We start from the raw sequence: 16,740 nt of genomic DNA on the forward strand, positions 1-16,740 counted from the left end.
AGGGGCTCCGGCGGGCCGCTCCTGGCTCCTGCGGCCGCTACTGGGCCTGTCGGACGGCCGAGACGTCGAACTCCAGGACGACCTTGTCGCCGACCAGGACGCCGCCGCCCTCCAGGGCCGCGTTCCAGGTCACCCCGAAGTCCTTGCGGCTGATCGTCACCGAGCCCTCCAGGCCCACCCGCAGGTTGCCGTAGGGGTCGACGGCGTTGCCCGTGTACTCGACGTCGATGGTGACCGGGCGGGTGACGTCCTTGACGGTGAGGTCGCCCGTCACCCGGAACTCGCCGTCCCCGCGCGGCTCGACCGCCGTCGTGGCGAAGGCGATGGTCGGGAAGTTCGGCACGTCCAGGAAGTCGTTGGTGCGCAGGTGCTGGTCGCGCTGCTCGACGCCGGTGTCGATGCTCTCCGTCCGGATCGTCACCCGGGCGGTGGAACGGCCCGGGTCGGCGCCGTCCAGGTGGGCGCTGCCCTCGAAGGCGGTGAAGGAGCCGCGGACCTTGGTCACCATGGCGTGGCGCGCCACGAAGCCGATCCGGGTGTGGGCGGGGTCGAGGACGTAGTCCCCGGTGAGCTCGGACAGGGAGACGGTCATGGTCGGCTTACCTCCTGGGCGTGTTTGGGGCCTCTCCGGGGAATCGCGGGGGTCCTAGGGGGCCGCTGACGCCTGGGTCGGCCCCGGACCACGCTAGGTGCTGCGCCCCGTCCCCGCCCGTCGGGCCCGGGCCGCTGTCTTCCACGCGGGTGCCCCCGCCCGGGTGGACGGGGGCACCCGCGGCCGTTTCAGGGCACGGGCTCAGCGGTGGCTCGGGAACTGCACCACCTGCTGGTAGGTCGGACGGTTCTGCCAGGTGGTCTTGTCGTCCGTGACACCGCCGAGCGGGCGCTGGATGATCGTGTCGGCGCACCACTGGTCGCCGACGGAGCAGTCCGCGTCGCCCGGGTAGACCTGGGCCGGGGTCTGGGCGGCCGCCCGCTTCAGGGTGTCCAGCAGCACGCCCCGGCAGGCCGCCAGATCGCCCCCGCCGCAGTACGGGCGGGCCAGCGGGCCGGCCACCTGGTCTCCCAGGACGGACCGCAGGTCCTTGTCCAGGTAGCTCCACCAGCCGTACTGGAAGGCCGAACCCTTGTGCGGGATCGCCTCGTTGGCGCTCACCGGGCCGCCGCTGCCGGGACCGGTCTGGCCGCCGGAGGGTGACTCGTTGATCTGCAGGGCGCCGGTCAGGGCCGTGAACAGCTGGTCCCCGAGGCCGGGCCGCATGACGCCCTCCGCGACCAGCGGCCACCAGGCGTCCAGGACGCGGATCGCGGCGGCGTCCGCGTAGCCGTGGCTGCCGGGCGACGTCTCCTTCCGCTGGGCGCCGTCCGCCAGCCAGGCCTCCAACTGCTGGAGCGCGGTGGCGGCGGCCGGATCGGTGACGGGGGCGCTGCGCAGCACCCGGATCAGGTCCGGCAGGACGTCCTCGGCGCGCAGGTCGGCCAGGGCGGCGCTCGCCATGGCCTGGGTGAGCGAGACCCGGCTCGCCTTGCCGCCGTTGCGCAGCAGCGCCTTGACCCGGTCGTCGAGCAGGTTGCCGCGGTGCACCGAGCCGTTGCCGAACCCGGCCGAGGTGAAGCCGTCGGCCTGCTTGTTGTTCCAGGAGATGTAGTAGTCCTGGTTGACGGACTGCGGGTGCTCGGCCGCCGGGGTGTACCGGGCGGTGTTGGTCGCGGGGTCGAAGTCGGCCCACTCGTAGGCCGGTTCGGCGCGCAGCGGCAGGCCGGCGTCGACCCCGGGGGCGCGCACCGGGTTGCTGCCGGAGTTGTAGTACGCGATGTCGCGGGAGTCGGCGTAGAACCAGTTGAAGGTGTAGTTGATGTCCTGCGCCGCCTGCTGGAAGCTCGCGGCGTCGTGCACCGCGCCCGGGTCGTTGAGCTCCTGGAAGCCGATGATGGAGTCCGCCTCGTGCCGGTAGGTGGAGCGCAGCGAGGTGAAGGCCACGGGGGCGCCGCCGACCGTGCCGCGGGCGGTCACCAGGCCGTACCTGCTGCGGTACATGACCAGGGTGTAGGAGCCGGCGGCGGTGGAGTCGGCGGTGGTCGGGTTCCAGGTGTTCTTGCGTTCCAGCCGGTCGAAGGGGACGCACTGGCCGTGCCAGAGGTAGGAGTCGGCGGCGGTGGTGGCCGGGGAGCCGTCGGTGGTGCAGAGCGGGACGGCGTAGGTGTCGGTGATGTCCTGCCCGGCGGAGGTGGCGCTCCAGGCGTAGTCCTGGCCGCGGCCTAGCTGCACGTAGAAGCTCAGGCCGGCGAAGGCCGCGCCGCGCGCGCTGATGCCGGGGCCCTGGATCTCCTCCAGCATCAGCAGCTGCGGGGCGAAGTAGCCGGTCTGCGGGCCGAACACGGCGACCGGGTGGCCGTCGTCGGTGTGGGCGCCGGAGACCAGCAGGGCGTTGGACATGCCGTGCTTGGCGGTGAGCAGGCTGCCGGGCAGCACGCCAGGGGCGGCCGTCCTCGCGGCGCCGGCGCCCGTGCCGGTGGCGTCGTAGATCATCCGCTCGGGCACCACCGAGCCGGGGTCGGGCAGTGCCTCGCCCTGCGGGGCGTCGGGGACCGGGGCGTAGGGGAAGCGCTGGCCGTCGTGCAGGGTCTGGACGGCCTCCGGGTCGTCGGCCTCGCGCAGCGACTTCCAGACCGCGTCCCCGGCGTCCTTGCCGTAGCGGGCCTCGGCGGCCGACTTGACCTGGGCGGAGGCGAGTTCACCGCCGCCGCCGGAGCCGAACAGGGCGCCGACCACGGAGGCCAGGGCGACCAGGTCGGTCAGCTTGAACGGTTCGATCGACCCGGCGTTGGTGATCGGGTCGATGTGCCCGGTCAGGTCGTACTCGCCGGGGAAGGTGCGGGCGTTGTAGGACTCCTTGGCGTACTGGTTGATGCCGTCGAGGTAGGCGTTCGCGTCGGTGAGGGCCTGGGCGGCCCGGCCGCCGCGGGCCGCCAGGGCGTCGATCTGCTGTTGCAGTTCCGCCTCGGTGTACGGCGCGGCCTGCCAGAAGCTCTGCTCCAGCTGGCGGTTGGCGGCGGCGCCGCCGGCGAAGCCGGACAGCTGGCCGCGGCCCACGTGTCGGAACAGGTCCATCACCCACAGCCGGTCCTGGGCGGCGGCGTAGCCCGCGCCGTACTCGGTGCCGTAGCGGGTGGTGCCGGTGATGTGCGGGACGCCGGTGGCCTTGTCGCGGACGATGGTGACGTCGGCGCGCGGGCTGATGGTGCTGGCCACCTGGTCGGCGGGGACGCCGAAGGAGGCGTCGTTGAAGAAGTCGCGCAGCTTGGCCTCGGTCAGGCCCGGGTAGCCGGAGGCGAGGGCGGCGTACGGGCCGAGCTGGTCGTCGGTGTGGGCGGGGCGGCTGCCGAACATCCGGTTGAGCAGGATCTCGGCGAGCGTGGCGTTGCCGTTCTCGCCGGGCGGCAGGATGTCCCGGCAGTGGCCGCCGCAGTAGTCGGCCGCGGTGGCGGTCGGGGCGGCGGGGGCGGCGGCGGTGGGGGTGGTGGTCAGGGCGGCGGTGACGAGCAGGGCCGACGCGACGGCGGCGGCCGGGAAGCGCAGGGGGTGGGGGCGTAGGCGCAAGGGGAGCTCCTCCGTCGAAGCCACGGGAGCTCGACGGTAGGGGCGTTACTGACCGGTTGGCTAGTGGCGTGCATGCCATTTCCGGTGGGGCGCGGCCGGGTTGGTGATCCGTCCGGGCCGTCTACCGCCCGGTGGCGAGGCGGGTGGCGAGGTGGGCGGCGGCGGTGGCGGGGTCGGTGCGGGGGAGGCGGGGGTGGAGGTCGGCGAGGAGGTGGTGGAGGCGCTCGCGGATCGGGCCGGGGGCGGTGGCCACCGAGCCGGTGAGGACCAGGGGTTCGGTGGGGGCGGCGGTGGCGCGGGCGAGGGCGGCCAGGTGGTCGGCGGCGGTGTCGGCGATGGCGCGGGCGGCCGGGTCGCCCTGCGCGGCGAGCCGGGAGACCAGCGGGGCGAGGGTGGCGAGCCGGCGGGGCGGGCCGGCGTAGGCCCAGCGGAGCAGGGCGTCGGGGGAGTCGGCGGCGCAGCGGGCGCGGATGGCGGTGCCGAGCGGGCCGGCCGGGTCGGCGTGGGCGTGGCGCAGGGCCTCGCGGCCGAGCCAGAAGCCGCCGCCCTCGTCGCCGAGCAGCCAGCCGAGCCCGCCGGTGTGCGCGAGCGTGCGGGCACCGGCGAGCCGGACGCAGATCGCGCCCGTGCCCGCGATCAGGACGGTGCCGTGGCCGTCGGTGACGCCGCCGGAGGCCAGGGCCGGGACGGTGTCGGGGACGAGTCGTACCGGGTGGCGCAGGCCGAGGGCGGCCCGGCAGCGCTCGGCGAACGCGTCCGGGTCCGGTAGGGAGCGGTACCCGGCGAGGCCGATCAGGCAGGCGGCGATGCGGTCCGGGCCGCGGGTGTCGAGGGCGGCCGTGACCGCCGCCGCCAGCCGGTCGAGCGCCGGCTCCGGGCCCTCTCCGGCGGGGTTGGCGCCGGGGCTCTCGCCGCGGCCCCGGACGGCGCCCGCGGCGTCCAGGAGGACGGCGCGGGTGTGGCTGCCGCCGGCGTCGACGCCGAGGTGGAGGGTGGTCATCGGGCGGCTCCGGTGCGGGCTCGGCGGGTGGCCGGGGTGGTGGTGAGCGGCATCAGGTCGGCGGCCGGCAGGGCGCCGCGGACCTGCGCGAGCGGCTGCCGCCGGCCCTCGGGGCTCCGGAGGGGGCGCCCGTGGGCCGATCGGTCCTCAGCGTAGAGGGATCGCGGCGGAAGGGTGGGCGGTCGTCGCCGTGACGGCCGCGTGCGCGGCCGTGACCAGTGCGGGGAGGTGCTGCTCCTCGGTGAGCCAGGCCAGGTGCCCGTCGGGCCGGACCAGGGCGGCGGTGACGCCGAGCCAGGCGGGCCGCGACGCGGCGAGCGGCGCGCTGTGTACCGTCACGCCCGGGCTGGTGGCGTGGGCGAGGGCGGCGAACTCGGTGCCGGCCCGGCCGGTGAGGTCGAGCAGGACGTGGCGGCCCGGGCGCAGCAGCGTGAACAGGCCGGTGCCGTCCGCGGGCCCGGCGGGCCTCAGGTCGGGCGCCCGGGAGCCGGTCAGCGGGTGCGCCCCGCCGGCGGGGTCGGCCGGGTAGGCGGTCGTGAGGCCGGCCGCGCGACCGGCCAGTTCGTCCGAGAACTCGTCGACGCCGGTGATGAGTTCGGCGAGCAGGCCGCGCAGGGCCAGTGTCGTCCGCGAGTGGTCGGTCATCAGCCCGGACTGGGCGTGGGTGGAGCGCAGCAGCTCCACGCCGACCGGGTGGCGCTCGGCGTGGTAGCTGTCGAGCAGGCCGTCGGGGGCGGCGCCGGTGATGGTGCGGGCGAGCTTCCAGCCGAGGTTGGCGGCGTCCTGCATGCCGACGTTGAGTCCGGGCCCGCCGGCCGGGAAGTGCGAGTGCGCGGCGTCGCCCGCCACCAGGACCCGCCCGTGCCGGTACCGGTCGGCCTGGCGGGAGGCGTTGCCGAAGGTCGAGATCCAGCCGGCCTCGCGCATCCCGAAGTCCGTCCCGGTGATCCCGCGGACCTTGGCGCGCAGCTGCTCGAAGGTCAGCGGGCCGGGCTTGGTGTGGACGGTCGCCGTGTCGTTGCCGACCACCCGGTGCACCCCGCCGGGCAGCGGGAAGACCATCACGGTGCCCTGCTCGTTGGAGACGGAGCGCCAGTGCGGTGGTGCGTCGAGCACGGCGTCCGCCATCCAGGCCCAGGCGGTGGCCGGGGTGCCGGGGAAGCCGATGCCCGCCGCCTCGCGCACGGTGCTGCGGGTGCCGTCGCAGCCGACCAGGTAGGCGGTGCGCAGCCGGTGGGGGCCGTCCGGGCCGTGGACGTGGACGGTGACCGCGTCGTCGCCTTGGTCCAGCCCGGTGACGCGGTGTCCGCGCAGCAGCCGGGCGCCGGTCGAGCGGAGGTGTTCGGCCAGCAGTGCCTCGGTGCGCACCTGGGGGAGTGCGAGCGTGAACGGGTACGGCGTGTCCAGCCGGCTGAAGTCCAACCGGGGCGGCAGTGCGGCGAAGTGCCCGCCGGGGATTCGGACGCCCTCGGCGAGGAAGGGCTCCACCAGGCCGCGGCAGGCCAGCAGTTCCAGGGTGCGCGGGTGCACGGTGGTGGCCCGCGAGTGCGGGTCGGGTTCGGTGCGGCTCTCCAGCACGGTGACCTCGATGCCCTGCAGCCGGAGTTCGGCGGCGAGCCAGAGCCCGACCGGGCCCCCGCCGGCGATGACGACCTGTTCCATGACTCATCCCTCTCTTGGTCGGTGACCAATGACTTGCTCCAGTAGACTAGGTCAGTGACCAAGAAGCAAGCCCCGGACGCCCCCCGGACCCGACTCGACTCCGACACGGTGGTCCGCGCCGCCCTCGACCTGCTGGACGACAAGGGCGCCGCCGCCGTCTCCGTGCGCGGCGTCGCCGAACGGCTCGGCGTCCGGATGAACACCGTGCTCTGGCACGCCAAGACCAAAGGCCGCCTGCTGGAACTCATGGCGGACGCGATCGTCGGTGAGATCCCGCTCGACGACCTGCCCGCGCCCTGGCGCGAACGGGCCCGCGAGCTCGCCCACCGCTACCGCCGGTGCCTGCTGGCCCACCGCGACGGCGCGGTCATCGTCGCCGGCACCTACGCCGCCGAGCCCGGCACCCTGCGCTTCACCGACGCCATGATCGCCGCGCTCCTCGACGGCGGACTGGACGAGCGCCACGCGTCCTGGGTGTTCTGGACCATCCAGTACCTGACCCTCGGCCTGGCCCAGGAGGAGCAGGCCCTGGCCGCCCAGGACGGCGTGCACACCCTCGGCCCGGCCATCGCCGGCGGCGACTACCCGGCGCTCGCCCGGGTCGCCCCGCACCTGGAGGACGCCGCCTTCACCGAGCGCTTCGAGTTCGGCCTCTCCCGGATCCTCTCCCCGTCCGGCCCCACCGCCCCCTGAATTCCCAGCAGCCGCCCCTCGTTGCCCCGGCCGCTCCACACGCCCCCCCTCGGGACCGCCTTTACCGGTGCTCGGCGAGCGGCGGGTGGGACGGCCGATCGGCCCTGTGGCGGCAGGTATTCCACCGATCGGCGGCGATTTTCGGCCCTCCTCCCGCACCGGGCGATCCCGGCCGCGCCGCCCCGCCGGATCGGCCCCCGCCGTTCCCCGGCCCGGGAACCCGCTGGGCAGGCGCGAGATCACCGTTTGTGAGGCTTGCCTAACCTGCTCCCCGCCGCGACCGGAGGGCGCTGTCCGCTTCCCGGTGTTGGCCGGATCGGGCGGCACGCGGACTTCTTGACAGGCGGGAGCCCGTACGCCGAAGCTCATCGCAGTTGGCGAATTTCTCACCGAACTCCCGCTCCGCTTCGGCCTCTTCACGAGGCGTTTTTCTCAGCAGTGGCTTCGTCATGAGGGAAAGTGAGATCCGCTTGACGTTCGTGACCGCGGAAACCCGCGCGGAACCGGCCCGCCCGGTGAAAGCGAGACATCGGGACAGTGGCGTTCCGGACCACGGGCGGATGTACGGGCGGGCCGATGTCGAATTCCACACCACAGTGCGGGAATTCGGGTTTCCTGACCGCGCCGCCCCGGCGCGCCCCGTCCCGGCGTGCCCCGCGCACGTGACCGCACCTCCTCCGGCGACGGCCTGATCCGGAGGGCCCCGCCCGGCGCGGACGACCGCACCGGGCCGCCCGCCCCTGCCCGTCCGCCCCTGCCCGTCCGGGACCGACCCGTCGCCGCCGTACCACCACCGCCGCACCACCGCCTCCGTACCACCGTGTCCGTACCACCGCACGGAAGGAACAGCCATGTCGCAGAACACCTGGGACAAGGAACCGCGCCCCGCCAGGCTGGAGGAACGCCTGGACGACGGCGTGGTCCGATGTCATCTCAGCCCCCGGAACTGCCGGATCCGCCCCGGCCAGCACGGATTCTGCATGGTCCGGGCCAACCGGGACGGCCGCCTGGTGACCCTGAACTACGGGCGCTCGGTCCACGCAACCGAGGAGACCATCGAGACCGAGGCGGTGTTCCACTACGCGCCCGGCGCCCGGATCCTCTCGATGGGGAACGTCGGCTGCATGCTCAACTGCGACTACTGCCACAACTGGAAGACGTCGCAGGCGCGCCACGTGGAGGACAAGGACGTCTACCACTACACGCCCGAGGAGGTCGTGGACATCGCCGTCCGGCACGGCGTGAAGGTGATCTCCTGGACCTACAACGACCCGGTGGTGTGGCACGAGTTCGTGGTGGAGACGGCCGCCCTCGCCAAGGCGGCGGGAATCGTCAACCTCTACAAGTCCGCGTTCTTCATCAGCGGCGAGGCGATCGAGGAACTGATCCCGGTGATCGACATCTTCTCGGTGTCGATCAAGTCCCTGGACCCGAAGTACTACCGGAAGATCACCAAGGGCTGGCTGGAACCGGTCCTGGAGGGCACCGAGCAGGTGTTCCGGGCCGGGAAGCACGTCGAGGTCTCCACGCTGATGGTCACCGACCTCAGCGACGACGAGGCGACCGCCCGGGACATGGCGAGGTTCGTCGGCGAGCGGCTCAGCCCGGACGTGCCCACGCACTTCGTGCGCTTCCACCCGGACTACAAGATGACCAACACCATCCGCACCCCCGTCGACCGGCTGGAACGGGCCCGCAAGGTCGCCATGGACATGGGGCTCAACCACGTCTACCTGGGGAACGTGTACGACACGGAGTCGACCAACACCTGGTGCCACCGGTGCGGGCAGCTCCAGATCACCCGCTACGGCCTGAACGCCGACCTGGTCGGCCTGGACGCGGCCGGCGCCTGCATCGGCTGCGGCGCCCGCTCGCCGATCGTCCTGCTGCCCGACGTCCGCCCGCGCGCCCGGGTGCCGGAACTCCCCGCCGCCGAGGGCCTGGACCTGGCCCGCTTCGACTGGCACGGCGACGTCCGCGCCCTGCACGTCCAGGTGCGCAACACCTCCGCCGCGCCGGTTCGGGCCTACCACCGCCGCTACGGCGACCCGGCCGCGGAGCAGGGCTGGCAGGTCATCGACCTGGCCCCGCAGGAGAGCTTCCGGTACATCGCGGCCAAGAGCACGGCGGGCGAGGTCGGCGTCCAGGTGGCCGTACCTCCGCAGTGCACCTCCAGCCTCCACCAGGTCTTCGACCGCGCGCACTTCCCGACCGTGGAGGCCTCCGCCGGAACGCTGAACGAGGACGTCTCGCCGCTGCCGCTCTTCCAGCCCCGCGCCAGGTCATGACCGGGCCCGCGAGCGCGACGGAGCAGGCGGGTCCGATGCGGCACGGGACCGACTACCGCGTCCTGCCGTTCAGCGACGACCTGTCGGCCGTCCTCATCACCGGGAGCCACCGGCTGCTGCTCGCCCCGGCGGACACCGCCGAGCGGCTGGCCTCCGGCGTCGACCACCTGCGGCTGGACGAGCGGCGGGCGTGGGAGCGGTTGCAGGCCGGCGCCGCCACCGGCCGGGAGGCCAACCGCATCCGGCTCCGGGAGAGCGCGCTGTCCGACGGCGCCGACTTCGCGGTCAACGTCAACCTGACGAACGTGTGCAACCTCGCCTGCACGTACTGCTTCGCCGAGGGCGGGGACTACGGCCGGATCACCGAGGCGATGGGCGAGCACTCGATCGCCTGGATCTTCGACTTCATCCACCGTTACGCCGCGCCCGGGCAGCGGGTCCGCTTCGAGTTCTTCGGCGGGGAGCCGCTGGCGAACTTCACGGTGATCCGCAAGATCTGCGAACGCGCCCGCGACCTCGCCGGGCGCTCGGGCACCGAGTTCGTCCACCGGATCTCGACCAACCTCACCCTGATGCCCCAGGGCGTCGAGGAGCTGTTCCGCGACCACCGGTTCATCGTCTCGGTCTCGATCGACGGCGGCCGCGAGGTCCAGGACGCCAACCGCCCGTCCAAGAACGGGAAGGGCTCCTACGACCGGATCATCCGCAACCTGTTCCGGCTGCGCGAGGCGTGCGGCGACGACGTCACCCTGGTGGCCCGGATGACCATCGCGACGGCGCAGCCCAGCCTCACCGAGAGCGTGCTCGACCTGTGGGGGCTCGACCTCTTCGACTACTTCCAGATCTATCCGGGCGTCTACCCGGTGGAGCAGGGCACGACGGTGCCGATCGCCCTCACGCTGGGGGACCGGAAGCTGTCCGAACCGAAGGGCATCCAGTACATCAACCACTTCCTCCAGCCCGGCATCGTGGAGCAGTTCAAGGACTTCCTGGTCCACTACCCGCGGCTGTTCGCCCCCGACAACCGGTTCAAGGGCGTGCTGGAGTACGAGCGGGCCGTGCAGATGGTCACCGAGGGCGCGGCGGCGCTGGCGTTCTGCTCGGGCGGCCGGACGTACTACACGCACTCCCCGGACGGCAGCGTCAGCCCCTGCCACCGCCTGGTCGGCGACCAGGGCTTCGACGTGGGCACCGGGGCCGAGGGCCTCACCCGGGACCACCCCGAGTGGCGGCGCACCGTCGACGAGCACCGGGTGTGCGGGTCCTGCTGGGCCCGCTACCTGTGCGGCGGGGGCTGCCGGCAGGAGAACCACGTGGCCTCGGGCGACGTGAACGTCCTCAACACCGAGTCCTGCCAGTACCAGTTGATGCTCGCGGAGGAGGTCGTCAAGATGCTGGCCCGCTCCGCCGCCGACTACCGCGAGCGGTCGCGGGCGCGCTACGACGACCTCTTCGTCTCGTGCGGGCGCCCGGTGGTCCCCAACGACCGGCCGGACCTCGACGCGTCCGCCGACGTCCGTCCGTTCCAGGTCCTCTGCTGACGGCCTCCGCCCCCGGACCCGTCCACCACCACGCCAGGCCGGCCCCGACGAAGGAGCGACAGCAGATGGCCGAGAAGATCATCCGACGGAACATCCACACGTACCCGTTCAAATACCGGCACCACGAGTACGACGAGTACTTCCGCCCCGAGAACGCGGTGCTCTACCTGCACGTCCCGTTCTGCATCACCAAGTGCGGATTCTGCGACTACACCGTCTACATCAACCGGAACGAGCAGCACTTCGCCCAGTACGTCGACGTGCTCGAACGCGAGATCCGCGCCTTCGCCGCCAATCGGGCCTTCCCCGCGTTCCGGGTCGACGCGGTGTATTTCGGCGGCGGTACGCCGGGCATCCTCACCGGCGACCAGACGGCCCGGCTGCTGGACGCCTGCCGGGAATCGTTCGAATTCAACGAGGGCGCGGAGATCGGCCTGGAATTCGACCCCTCGACGGTCGACGAGGCCAAGATCGCGCGCATGCGGGAGGCCGGATTCACCCGGCTCAGCGTCGGGGTCCAGGCCTTCGACGACCGGCTGCTGGAGATCTGCAACCGCTCGCACGACCTCGCCACTGCCGAACGCGCCTTCCGCACCGTCGTCGACGGCGGTTTCACGCACACCAACATCGACCTGATCTTCCCGCTGCCCGGCCAGTCCGTGGACGACTGGAAGCGCAGCGTCGACCGGGCCATCGAACTCGAACCGGCCTGCATCACGGCCTACGGCCTGGAGATCTGGCCCAAGACGGCGTTCCACTCGCTCATCACGTCCGGGAAGATGGCGCTCCCCTCGGCGCAGGACGAGCGCCGGATGTACGAGTACGCCATCGACGCGCTGGAGGCGGCGGGCTTCGCCCGACGCAGCTCGACCGGGTACTACCACCCCGACCGCTGCGCCGACTACTCGCGCTTCCTGGAGTACTACTGGCGGACCTGGCCGATGATCGGATTCGGCGTCTCGTCGAAGAGCGTGATCCACGACCGGCTGTTCGTCAACGTCAAGCCGCTCAAGAAGTACTACGAGATGGTTGGAAGTGGTCAAATCCCGCTGGATTTCGCCACGTACCTCACCAAGGAACAGGAAATGCGCCGCGTCATGATCCGCGGCCTCAAGATGTGCGAGGTCAACCGGCCGGACTTCCACGACCGGTTCGGCGTCACCATGGAGGCCGTCTTCGGGGCGGAGATCGAGCAGCTCGTCGACAAGGGATGGCTGGAGGAACGGGGCACGGACGTGTATGCGCTGACCAGGCTCGGTCAGTTGTTGTCGACCAATGTGTACGAGCTGTTCTACGCGCCGGAAGATCTCAGTCCCGCCGAAGGGGATGAGGTACGGTTCGGCATATCGGAGCTCGTCGAGTGACCTGATCGGCGGGTGTTGTGACGAGGGGCAGAGCGAATTGTCGCGCACGTGCTCGCACCAGGCCTTCCGCCGGGCCTTGAGCCGGGACTTCCACCGGGGCTTTCGTGGGGACTTCCGCCCGGACTTCCACCGGACCGGAATGATCGCGGTGACCTGCGGGGGACCGCGGTGAACATCCTCCCCGCGTGGTTCGCCGGGCTCAGCCTCGGCTTCCTGGTCGCCCTGCCCCTCGGCCCCATCGGCCTGCTGTGCGTGCGCAGCGTCCTGCGCGACGGCTTCCCGACCGGCTGGGCGATCGGCCTGGGCGCGGCCCTGGTGGACATCGCCTACGCCGGCCTGGGCCTCGCCGGGGTCGGCAGGCTGCTGGACGTCCCCGCGCTGCGCACGGCCCTGGGGCTGGCCGGGGCCGCCGTGCTGGTGTACATCGGCGCGCGCTCGCTGCGCTCCGCCTTCCGGGTCCGGGCGGCCACCGAGGACGAGCGGAACCCCGAAGTGGTCCGCCCGCTGGCGGCGTTCCGCACGGCGCTGGCGGCCACCGCCTCCAACCCGGCGACGATCGGCTACTGGGCCGCCGCCTTCGCCGCGGCCACGGCGGCGAACGTCACCGGGACGCTGCCCGCCTCGGTGTCCATGCTGGTCGGCGTCGGCTGCGGCACGCTCCTGTGGTTCACCCTGCTGAGCACGGGCGTGGTGGTGTTCCGCCGGCGCTTCAGCGCCCGGCTGCTGAAGGGCGTCGACCTGGTCGCCGGGATCGGGGTCATCCTCTTCGGCGGCTTCCTGGCCTACCAGTCGCTCGCCTGAACCGGCCGCGGTGACGGCGTCGGGCGGCGGCTGACCGAGGTCCTTCGCCGAACTCCCAGCTGTGTGACGGGAGTTCGGTGGCGTGCCCCGGCTTCCGAACAGCCCGGTGTCCGCGCCGCCGCCTGCCTCCGCACCTCGGGGACGGCAGCGGGCCGGACGCCCGTCCCCCTGGAGGAACCGATGGCGTCCCACCGTCCCCCTGGCGTCGATCCGAACGGAAAGCCTTGGCGGCTGGGGGAGTTACTGCCCAGGGCGCTGGTGTACCTGGCCGGCTGCGTGGTCTTCTCGACGGGCGCCCACTTCTTCATCCAGTCCGATCTGGGCACCGACCCGCTCGACGTCTTCTCGCTGGGCGTGCTCAAGCACCTGCCGCTCACCATCGGCCTGTGCCAGGCGGCCGTCGCGGTGGTGTGCATCGGCGCGTGGGCGGCGTGGAACCGCAAGCGCCCGGTGGTCTCGCCCTTCGTGACCTTCTTCCTGTGCGGCAGCCTGATCGACCTCTTCCAATGGCTGCGGCCTGCCGCCTGGTTGGGGCTGAGCAGCTACCCGCTGATGCTGCTCGGCGCGCTGCTGTGCGCCTACGCCTCGGCGCTGATCATCATGAGCGGCTTCGGCATCCGGGCCATCGACTTGCTGGCGATCACCATCCGGCACCGCTGGACCTGGCCGTTCTGGTGCGCGAAGGGGCTGATCGAAGGGGTGCTGCTGCTCTGCGGCTGGCTGCTGGGAGGCCCGGTGGGCATCGGCACGGTGGCCTTCCTGGTCTTCGTGGACCTGCTCATCGAGCCCTTCGTCCGGTTCAACCGGCGCTTCCTCGACATTCCGGACCACGGCTTCGCGGTCGCCCTGGCCGTGCCCTGACCGGCGCCGGTCCGGCGGTCCGGCCCGCTTCGGCGGCGGTCCGGCCCGCTCCGGCGTCGGCCGGTGGCGGACCGGTTGCCGGAGTACCGTGGGAGGGGTCGAGGCACCGCCGCCGCCGGCGGTTGCCGCAGGTGTCCTCGACCCGTGGCGAGCCCGGCGGCCCGGGCCTTTCGGAGGCGGTGGTGGCCGGTGACCGTCCACGGTGCAGGTGCGGCGGACGTGGTGCGACGTGGTGCGACGCGGGGACCGGAGGCGCCGGTGGCGCGAGAGAGCATGCCCGCGGTCGACGACTCCCGGCAGAGCCCGGTCGGAGCCGTCGGCAAGGTGACGGTGCCCATTCCGGCGGGCGGCCCGGGCGAGGTCCTGGTCGCCCTCCGGGGTGGTTCGGAGGTGTTCGCGGCTTGGTGCTCGGAGCCGGTCGGCCGGGACGTCCGGGTGGTCGTGGTGGACGCGATCTCGGCCCGCTCGGTGATCGTCGAGCTGCTGCCGCCCTAACCGCGGTTTCGGATCCCAGCTGGTCAGGTGGTCGGTCATGTTCTTCTGGCACGTTCCCGCACCCAACGAGGCGATGCTCATCTCCGGGTCCAAGCACCAGGCGCAGGACACCCAGTTCCGCATCGTCACCGGGCACGGCAGCCTCGTCCTGCCGGTCAAGCAGAAGGTCCGCATGCTCTCCCTGGCCCTGCGGGAGGCGGAGATCGCCGAGGACTGCGTGACCCAGCAGGGGATCCGGCTCACCGTGCGCGCGGTCTGCGTGTTCAAGGTCGGGGACGACGCCGTGTCGATCGCCAACGCGGCCCGCCGCTTCCTCTCGGAACAGGACCAGATGGAGGAGCTCGTCGGCCGGATCTTCGCCGGCCACCTGCGCTCGATCATCGGCGGGCTGACCGTCGAGCAGATCATCCGGGAGCGCAGCCGGGTCGCCCAGGAGGTGATGGCGGGCAGCCACGGCGAGATGGAGAAGCTCGGCATCGTGGTCGACGCGCTGCAGATCCAGGAGATCGAGGACTCGACCGGGTACATCGACAACCTGGCCGCGCCGCACGCGGCGGCGGTCGCCAGCCAGGCCCGGATCGCCCAGGCCAAGGCGGACCAGGAGGCCACCGAGCGGGAGCAGCAGGCGGCCGCGCTGAAGGCCGAGTACGAGCGGAACACCGCGATCAAACGGGCCGGGTTCCTCGCCGAGACCGAGCAGTCCAGGGCCCGGGCCGCCCAGGCCGGGCCGCTCGCCGAGGCCCGGGCCTCCCAGGACGTCATCGAGGAGCAGACCTCGCTCGCCCAGCGCCGGGCCGCGCTGGCCGCCCAGCAACTGGAGGCCGAGGTGCGGCGCCCGGCGGACGCCGAGGCCTACCGGCAGCGGACGCTGGCCGAGGCCGCCCGTGACCGGGTGAAGTTCGAGGCGGACGGCAGCGCCTACAGCGAGCGGGCGCTCGCCCAGGCGCAGGCGGACGCCAACACCGCCCGGGCCGACTCCCTGCGCGGCGGCAACCAGGAGCTCATCGCGGCCAACCGGATCGTGGAGAACCTGCCGGCCCTCGCCGACGCGGCGGCCCGTGGCATGTCGGGAGCGGAGCTCACCGTCCTCAACGGCAGCGACGGGGTCAACCAGATGGCGGCGGGCATCGTCAGCCAGGGCCTCGCCATCCTGCACTCGCTCCAGCACTCGACCGGCCCGTTCGGCGACGGCAAGTCCAAGCCCCGCTTCCCGGAACGGACCTGAGGCGCGCCGGGGCCTGCGGGCCGGGGCGTCAACGGGCGGCGACGAGGCCGTCCACCAGGGCCCGCAGGCCGTCCAGGTAGGTGTCGTCGGTGGTCAGCGGGGCCCAGCGGTCCGCGACCTGTGCGAGGCGGGGGAGTTCGTCCGGGTCGAGGCCGCCGAAAACCTGCTCCCGGTAGGTGGCGCGCTCGTCGTCCGCGCGCCGCCGGGCCGCCGCCGCCCGGACCACCAGCTCGCCGGCGGTGTAGTACCAGATCGTGCGGTACCCCTGGACGGCGCGTTCCGGTGTGAGGCCGCACGCGGTGAGGCCGTCGACGATCTGCTCGACGAACCACAGCGCGGACGCGGACATCAGGTCGTCGGCGGTCAGCACCTCGACGATCCAGGGGCAGCCGGCCAGCGCCTCGTGGATCGCGGCGGCTGACCCGACGACGCGGTCGCGCGGGTCGGTGGGCAGCTCGGGCCGGCGCAGTGTCCGCGCCGCGTAGTCGTCCAGCAGCAGGACGAGCAGTTCCTCCTTGTCGCGCACGTGGTGGTAGAGCGCCATCGGCGTACTGCCGACCTCGGAGGCGAGGCGGCGCATGGTCAGCCGGTCCACGCCCTCCTCGGCCACGATCCGGCGGGCCGCCTCGACGACCTGCTCACGGGAGATGCGGGGCGGTCGGCCCGAGGTCCTGCGCGGTGCGGTCGGCATGGGTCCATCATTCCCCAGGGGTCGACAGCGGCGGTCGTGCGGGGTTAGTTTTCTTACGCGTATAGAAATTGCTGACCGGAAGGAACGCCACCATGACGCCCACCGTCGTCGACCTGTTCGCCTCGGCCCTGCACTTCCACCCCGACGGCGAAGTCCGAGCCGCCGGGCGGCAGATGGCCGGCGGCGCGCCGGGCATCTGGCACCTCGGCGCCTTCCACGTGGAGACCGACGCCGACGTCCACGCCGACCACTGGGAGATGCACCCGGAGGCCGACGAGGCGGTGTGCTGCCTCACCGGCGGCGCGCAGCTCCACCTCCGCCCCGCGGACGGGGACGGGCGCGGCGCGGGGGGAGGTGCCGACGAGATGGTGCCGCTGCCCGCCGGCAGCGCCGTGGTCGTCCCCCGGGGCCGCTGGCACCGCCTCGAACTCGACGGCCCCAGCGACCTGATGTCGCTCACCCTGCGCCACGGCACCCGGCTCGAAAAGCGCACCGATACCCCCTGACCGCGGGCGCGGCCC

14 protein-coding genes are annotated in these 16,740 nt (G+C 72.7%); 9 read left to right on the top strand and 5 right to left on the bottom strand.

Going from position 1 to position 16,740, the window contains the following annotated elements:
* Positions 1-37: 37 nt before the first annotated feature.
* The 4 genes from ACIP37_RS05455 to ACIP37_RS05470 all read right to left on the bottom strand — a co-directional run bounded on the left by ACIP37_RS05455 (position 38) and on the right by ACIP37_RS05470 (position 6,260).
* Positions 38-592, bottom strand: coding sequence for a YceI family protein (locus ACIP37_RS05455; RefSeq protein WP_350880788.1), 555 nt, complete (start codon positions 590-592; stop codon positions 38-40).
* Between the two features lie 201 nt (positions 593-793).
* Positions 794-3,598: a penicillin acylase family protein gene (locus ACIP37_RS05460; RefSeq protein ID WP_400803073.1), complete on the bottom strand. Its 2,805-nt coding sequence runs from the start codon at positions 3,596-3,598 to the stop codon at positions 794-796.
* A gap of 121 nt (positions 3,599-3,719) precedes the next feature.
* A complete protein-coding gene (locus ACIP37_RS05465; RefSeq protein ID WP_363628395.1) occupies positions 3,720-4,598 on the bottom strand; it encodes a BadF/BadG/BcrA/BcrD ATPase family protein in 879 nt (292 codons plus the stop codon).
* Positions 4,599-4,745: 147 nt separating this feature from the next.
* Positions 4,746-6,260, bottom strand: coding sequence for an FAD-dependent monooxygenase (locus ACIP37_RS05470; protein ID WP_363628397.1), 1,515 nt, complete (start codon positions 6,258-6,260; stop codon positions 4,746-4,748).
* 54 nt (positions 6,261-6,314) lie between these two features.
* Here ACIP37_RS05470 and ACIP37_RS05475 point away from each other — a divergent pair, with 54 nt between their 5' ends.
* From ACIP37_RS05475 to ACIP37_RS05510, 8 genes are all read left to right on the top strand, one after another.
* A complete protein-coding gene (locus ACIP37_RS05475) occupies positions 6,315-6,953 on the top strand; it encodes a TetR/AcrR family transcriptional regulator C-terminal domain-containing protein (RefSeq protein WP_363628399.1) in 639 nt (212 codons plus the stop codon).
* Positions 6,954-7,804: 851 nt separating this feature from the next.
* Positions 7,805-9,241, top strand: coding sequence for an AmmeMemoRadiSam system radical SAM enzyme (amrS, locus tag ACIP37_RS05480; protein ID WP_400843319.1), 1,437 nt, complete (start codon positions 7,805-7,807; stop codon positions 9,239-9,241).
* Positions 9,242-9,276: 35 nt separating this feature from the next.
* Positions 9,277-10,782, top strand: coding sequence for a radical SAM protein (locus tag ACIP37_RS05485; protein WP_400803068.1), 1,506 nt, complete (start codon positions 9,277-9,279; stop codon positions 10,780-10,782).
* A 65-nt stretch (positions 10,783-10,847) separates the two neighbouring features.
* The gene (locus ACIP37_RS05490) at positions 10,848-12,146 is read left to right on the top strand and encodes a coproporphyrinogen-III oxidase family protein (RefSeq protein ID WP_363624702.1); all 1,299 of its coding nucleotides are present in this window, start codon (positions 10,848-10,850) and stop codon (positions 12,144-12,146) included.
* 168 nt (positions 12,147-12,314) lie between these two features.
* Positions 12,315-12,947 carry a LysE family transporter gene (locus ACIP37_RS05495; protein WP_363624704.1) on the top strand — a complete coding sequence of 211 codons (633 nt, stop codon included), beginning with the start codon at positions 12,315-12,317 and terminating at the stop codon, positions 12,945-12,947.
* Positions 12,948-13,127: 180 nt separating this feature from the next.
* Positions 13,128-13,808 (top strand): YitT family protein, encoded by a 681-nt coding sequence (locus ACIP37_RS05500; protein ID WP_208869047.1) that lies wholly within the window; start codon positions 13,128-13,130, stop codon positions 13,806-13,808.
* A 258-nt stretch (positions 13,809-14,066) separates the two neighbouring features.
* Positions 14,067-14,303 (top strand): hypothetical protein, encoded by a 237-nt coding sequence (locus ACIP37_RS05505; protein WP_350880803.1) that lies wholly within the window; start codon positions 14,067-14,069, stop codon positions 14,301-14,303.
* Between the two features lie 37 nt (positions 14,304-14,340).
* On the top strand, positions 14,341-15,528 hold the full coding sequence (locus ACIP37_RS05510; RefSeq protein WP_363581854.1) for an SPFH domain-containing protein: 1,188 nt from the start codon (positions 14,341-14,343) through the stop codon (positions 15,526-15,528).
* Positions 15,529-15,556: 28 nt separating this feature from the next.
* On the opposite strand, the gene ACIP37_RS05515 is transcribed toward ACIP37_RS05510, so the two are convergent.
* Complete coding sequence (locus ACIP37_RS05515; protein ID WP_400803063.1) at positions 15,557-16,219, bottom strand: TetR/AcrR family transcriptional regulator; 663 nt, start codon at positions 16,217-16,219, stop codon at positions 15,557-15,559.
* Positions 16,220-16,311: 92 nt separating this feature from the next.
* On the opposite strand from ACIP37_RS05515, the gene ACIP37_RS05520 reads away from it, so the two are divergent.
* Complete coding sequence (locus tag ACIP37_RS05520) at positions 16,312-16,725, top strand: cupin (RefSeq protein ID WP_400803061.1); 414 nt, start codon at positions 16,312-16,314, stop codon at positions 16,723-16,725.
* Positions 16,726-16,740 lie beyond the last annotated feature (15 nt).

Origin of the sequence: Kitasatospora sp. NPDC088861 (assembly GCF_044750105.1) — a bacterium.
Classification (GTDB): Bacteria; Actinomycetota; Actinomycetes; order Streptomycetales; family Streptomycetaceae; genus Kitasatospora.

Excerpts from the sequence above, each read along its gene's own strand:
- ACIP37_RS05455 (WP_350880788.1), bottom strand. The coding sequence starts at position 592 with ATGACCGTCTCCCTGTCCGAGCTCACCGGGGACTACGTCCTCGACCCC.
- ACIP37_RS05465 (WP_363628395.1), bottom strand. The coding sequence starts at position 4,598 with ATGACCACCCTCCACCTCGGCGTCGACGCCGGCGGCAGCCACACCCGC.
- ACIP37_RS05470 (WP_363628397.1), bottom strand. The coding sequence starts at position 6,260 with ATGGAACAGGTCGTCATCGCCGGCGGGGGCCCGGTCGGGCTCTGGCTC.
- amrS (WP_400843319.1), top strand. The coding sequence starts at position 7,805 with ATGTCGCAGAACACCTGGGACAAGGAACCGCGCCCCGCCAGGCTGGAG.
- ACIP37_RS05485 (WP_400803068.1), top strand. The coding sequence starts at position 9,277 with ATGCGGCACGGGACCGACTACCGCGTCCTGCCGTTCAGCGACGACCTG.
- ACIP37_RS05490 (WP_363624702.1), top strand. The coding sequence starts at position 10,848 with ATGGCCGAGAAGATCATCCGACGGAACATCCACACGTACCCGTTCAAA.
- ACIP37_RS05500 (WP_208869047.1), top strand. The coding sequence starts at position 13,128 with ATGGCGTCCCACCGTCCCCCTGGCGTCGATCCGAACGGAAAGCCTTGG.
- ACIP37_RS05510 (WP_363581854.1), top strand. The coding sequence starts at position 14,341 with ATGTTCTTCTGGCACGTTCCCGCACCCAACGAGGCGATGCTCATCTCC.
- ACIP37_RS05515 (WP_400803063.1), bottom strand. The coding sequence starts at position 16,219 with ATGCCGACCGCACCGCGCAGGACCTCGGGCCGACCGCCCCGCATCTCC.
- ACIP37_RS05520 (WP_400803061.1), top strand. The coding sequence starts at position 16,312 with ATGACGCCCACCGTCGTCGACCTGTTCGCCTCGGCCCTGCACTTCCAC.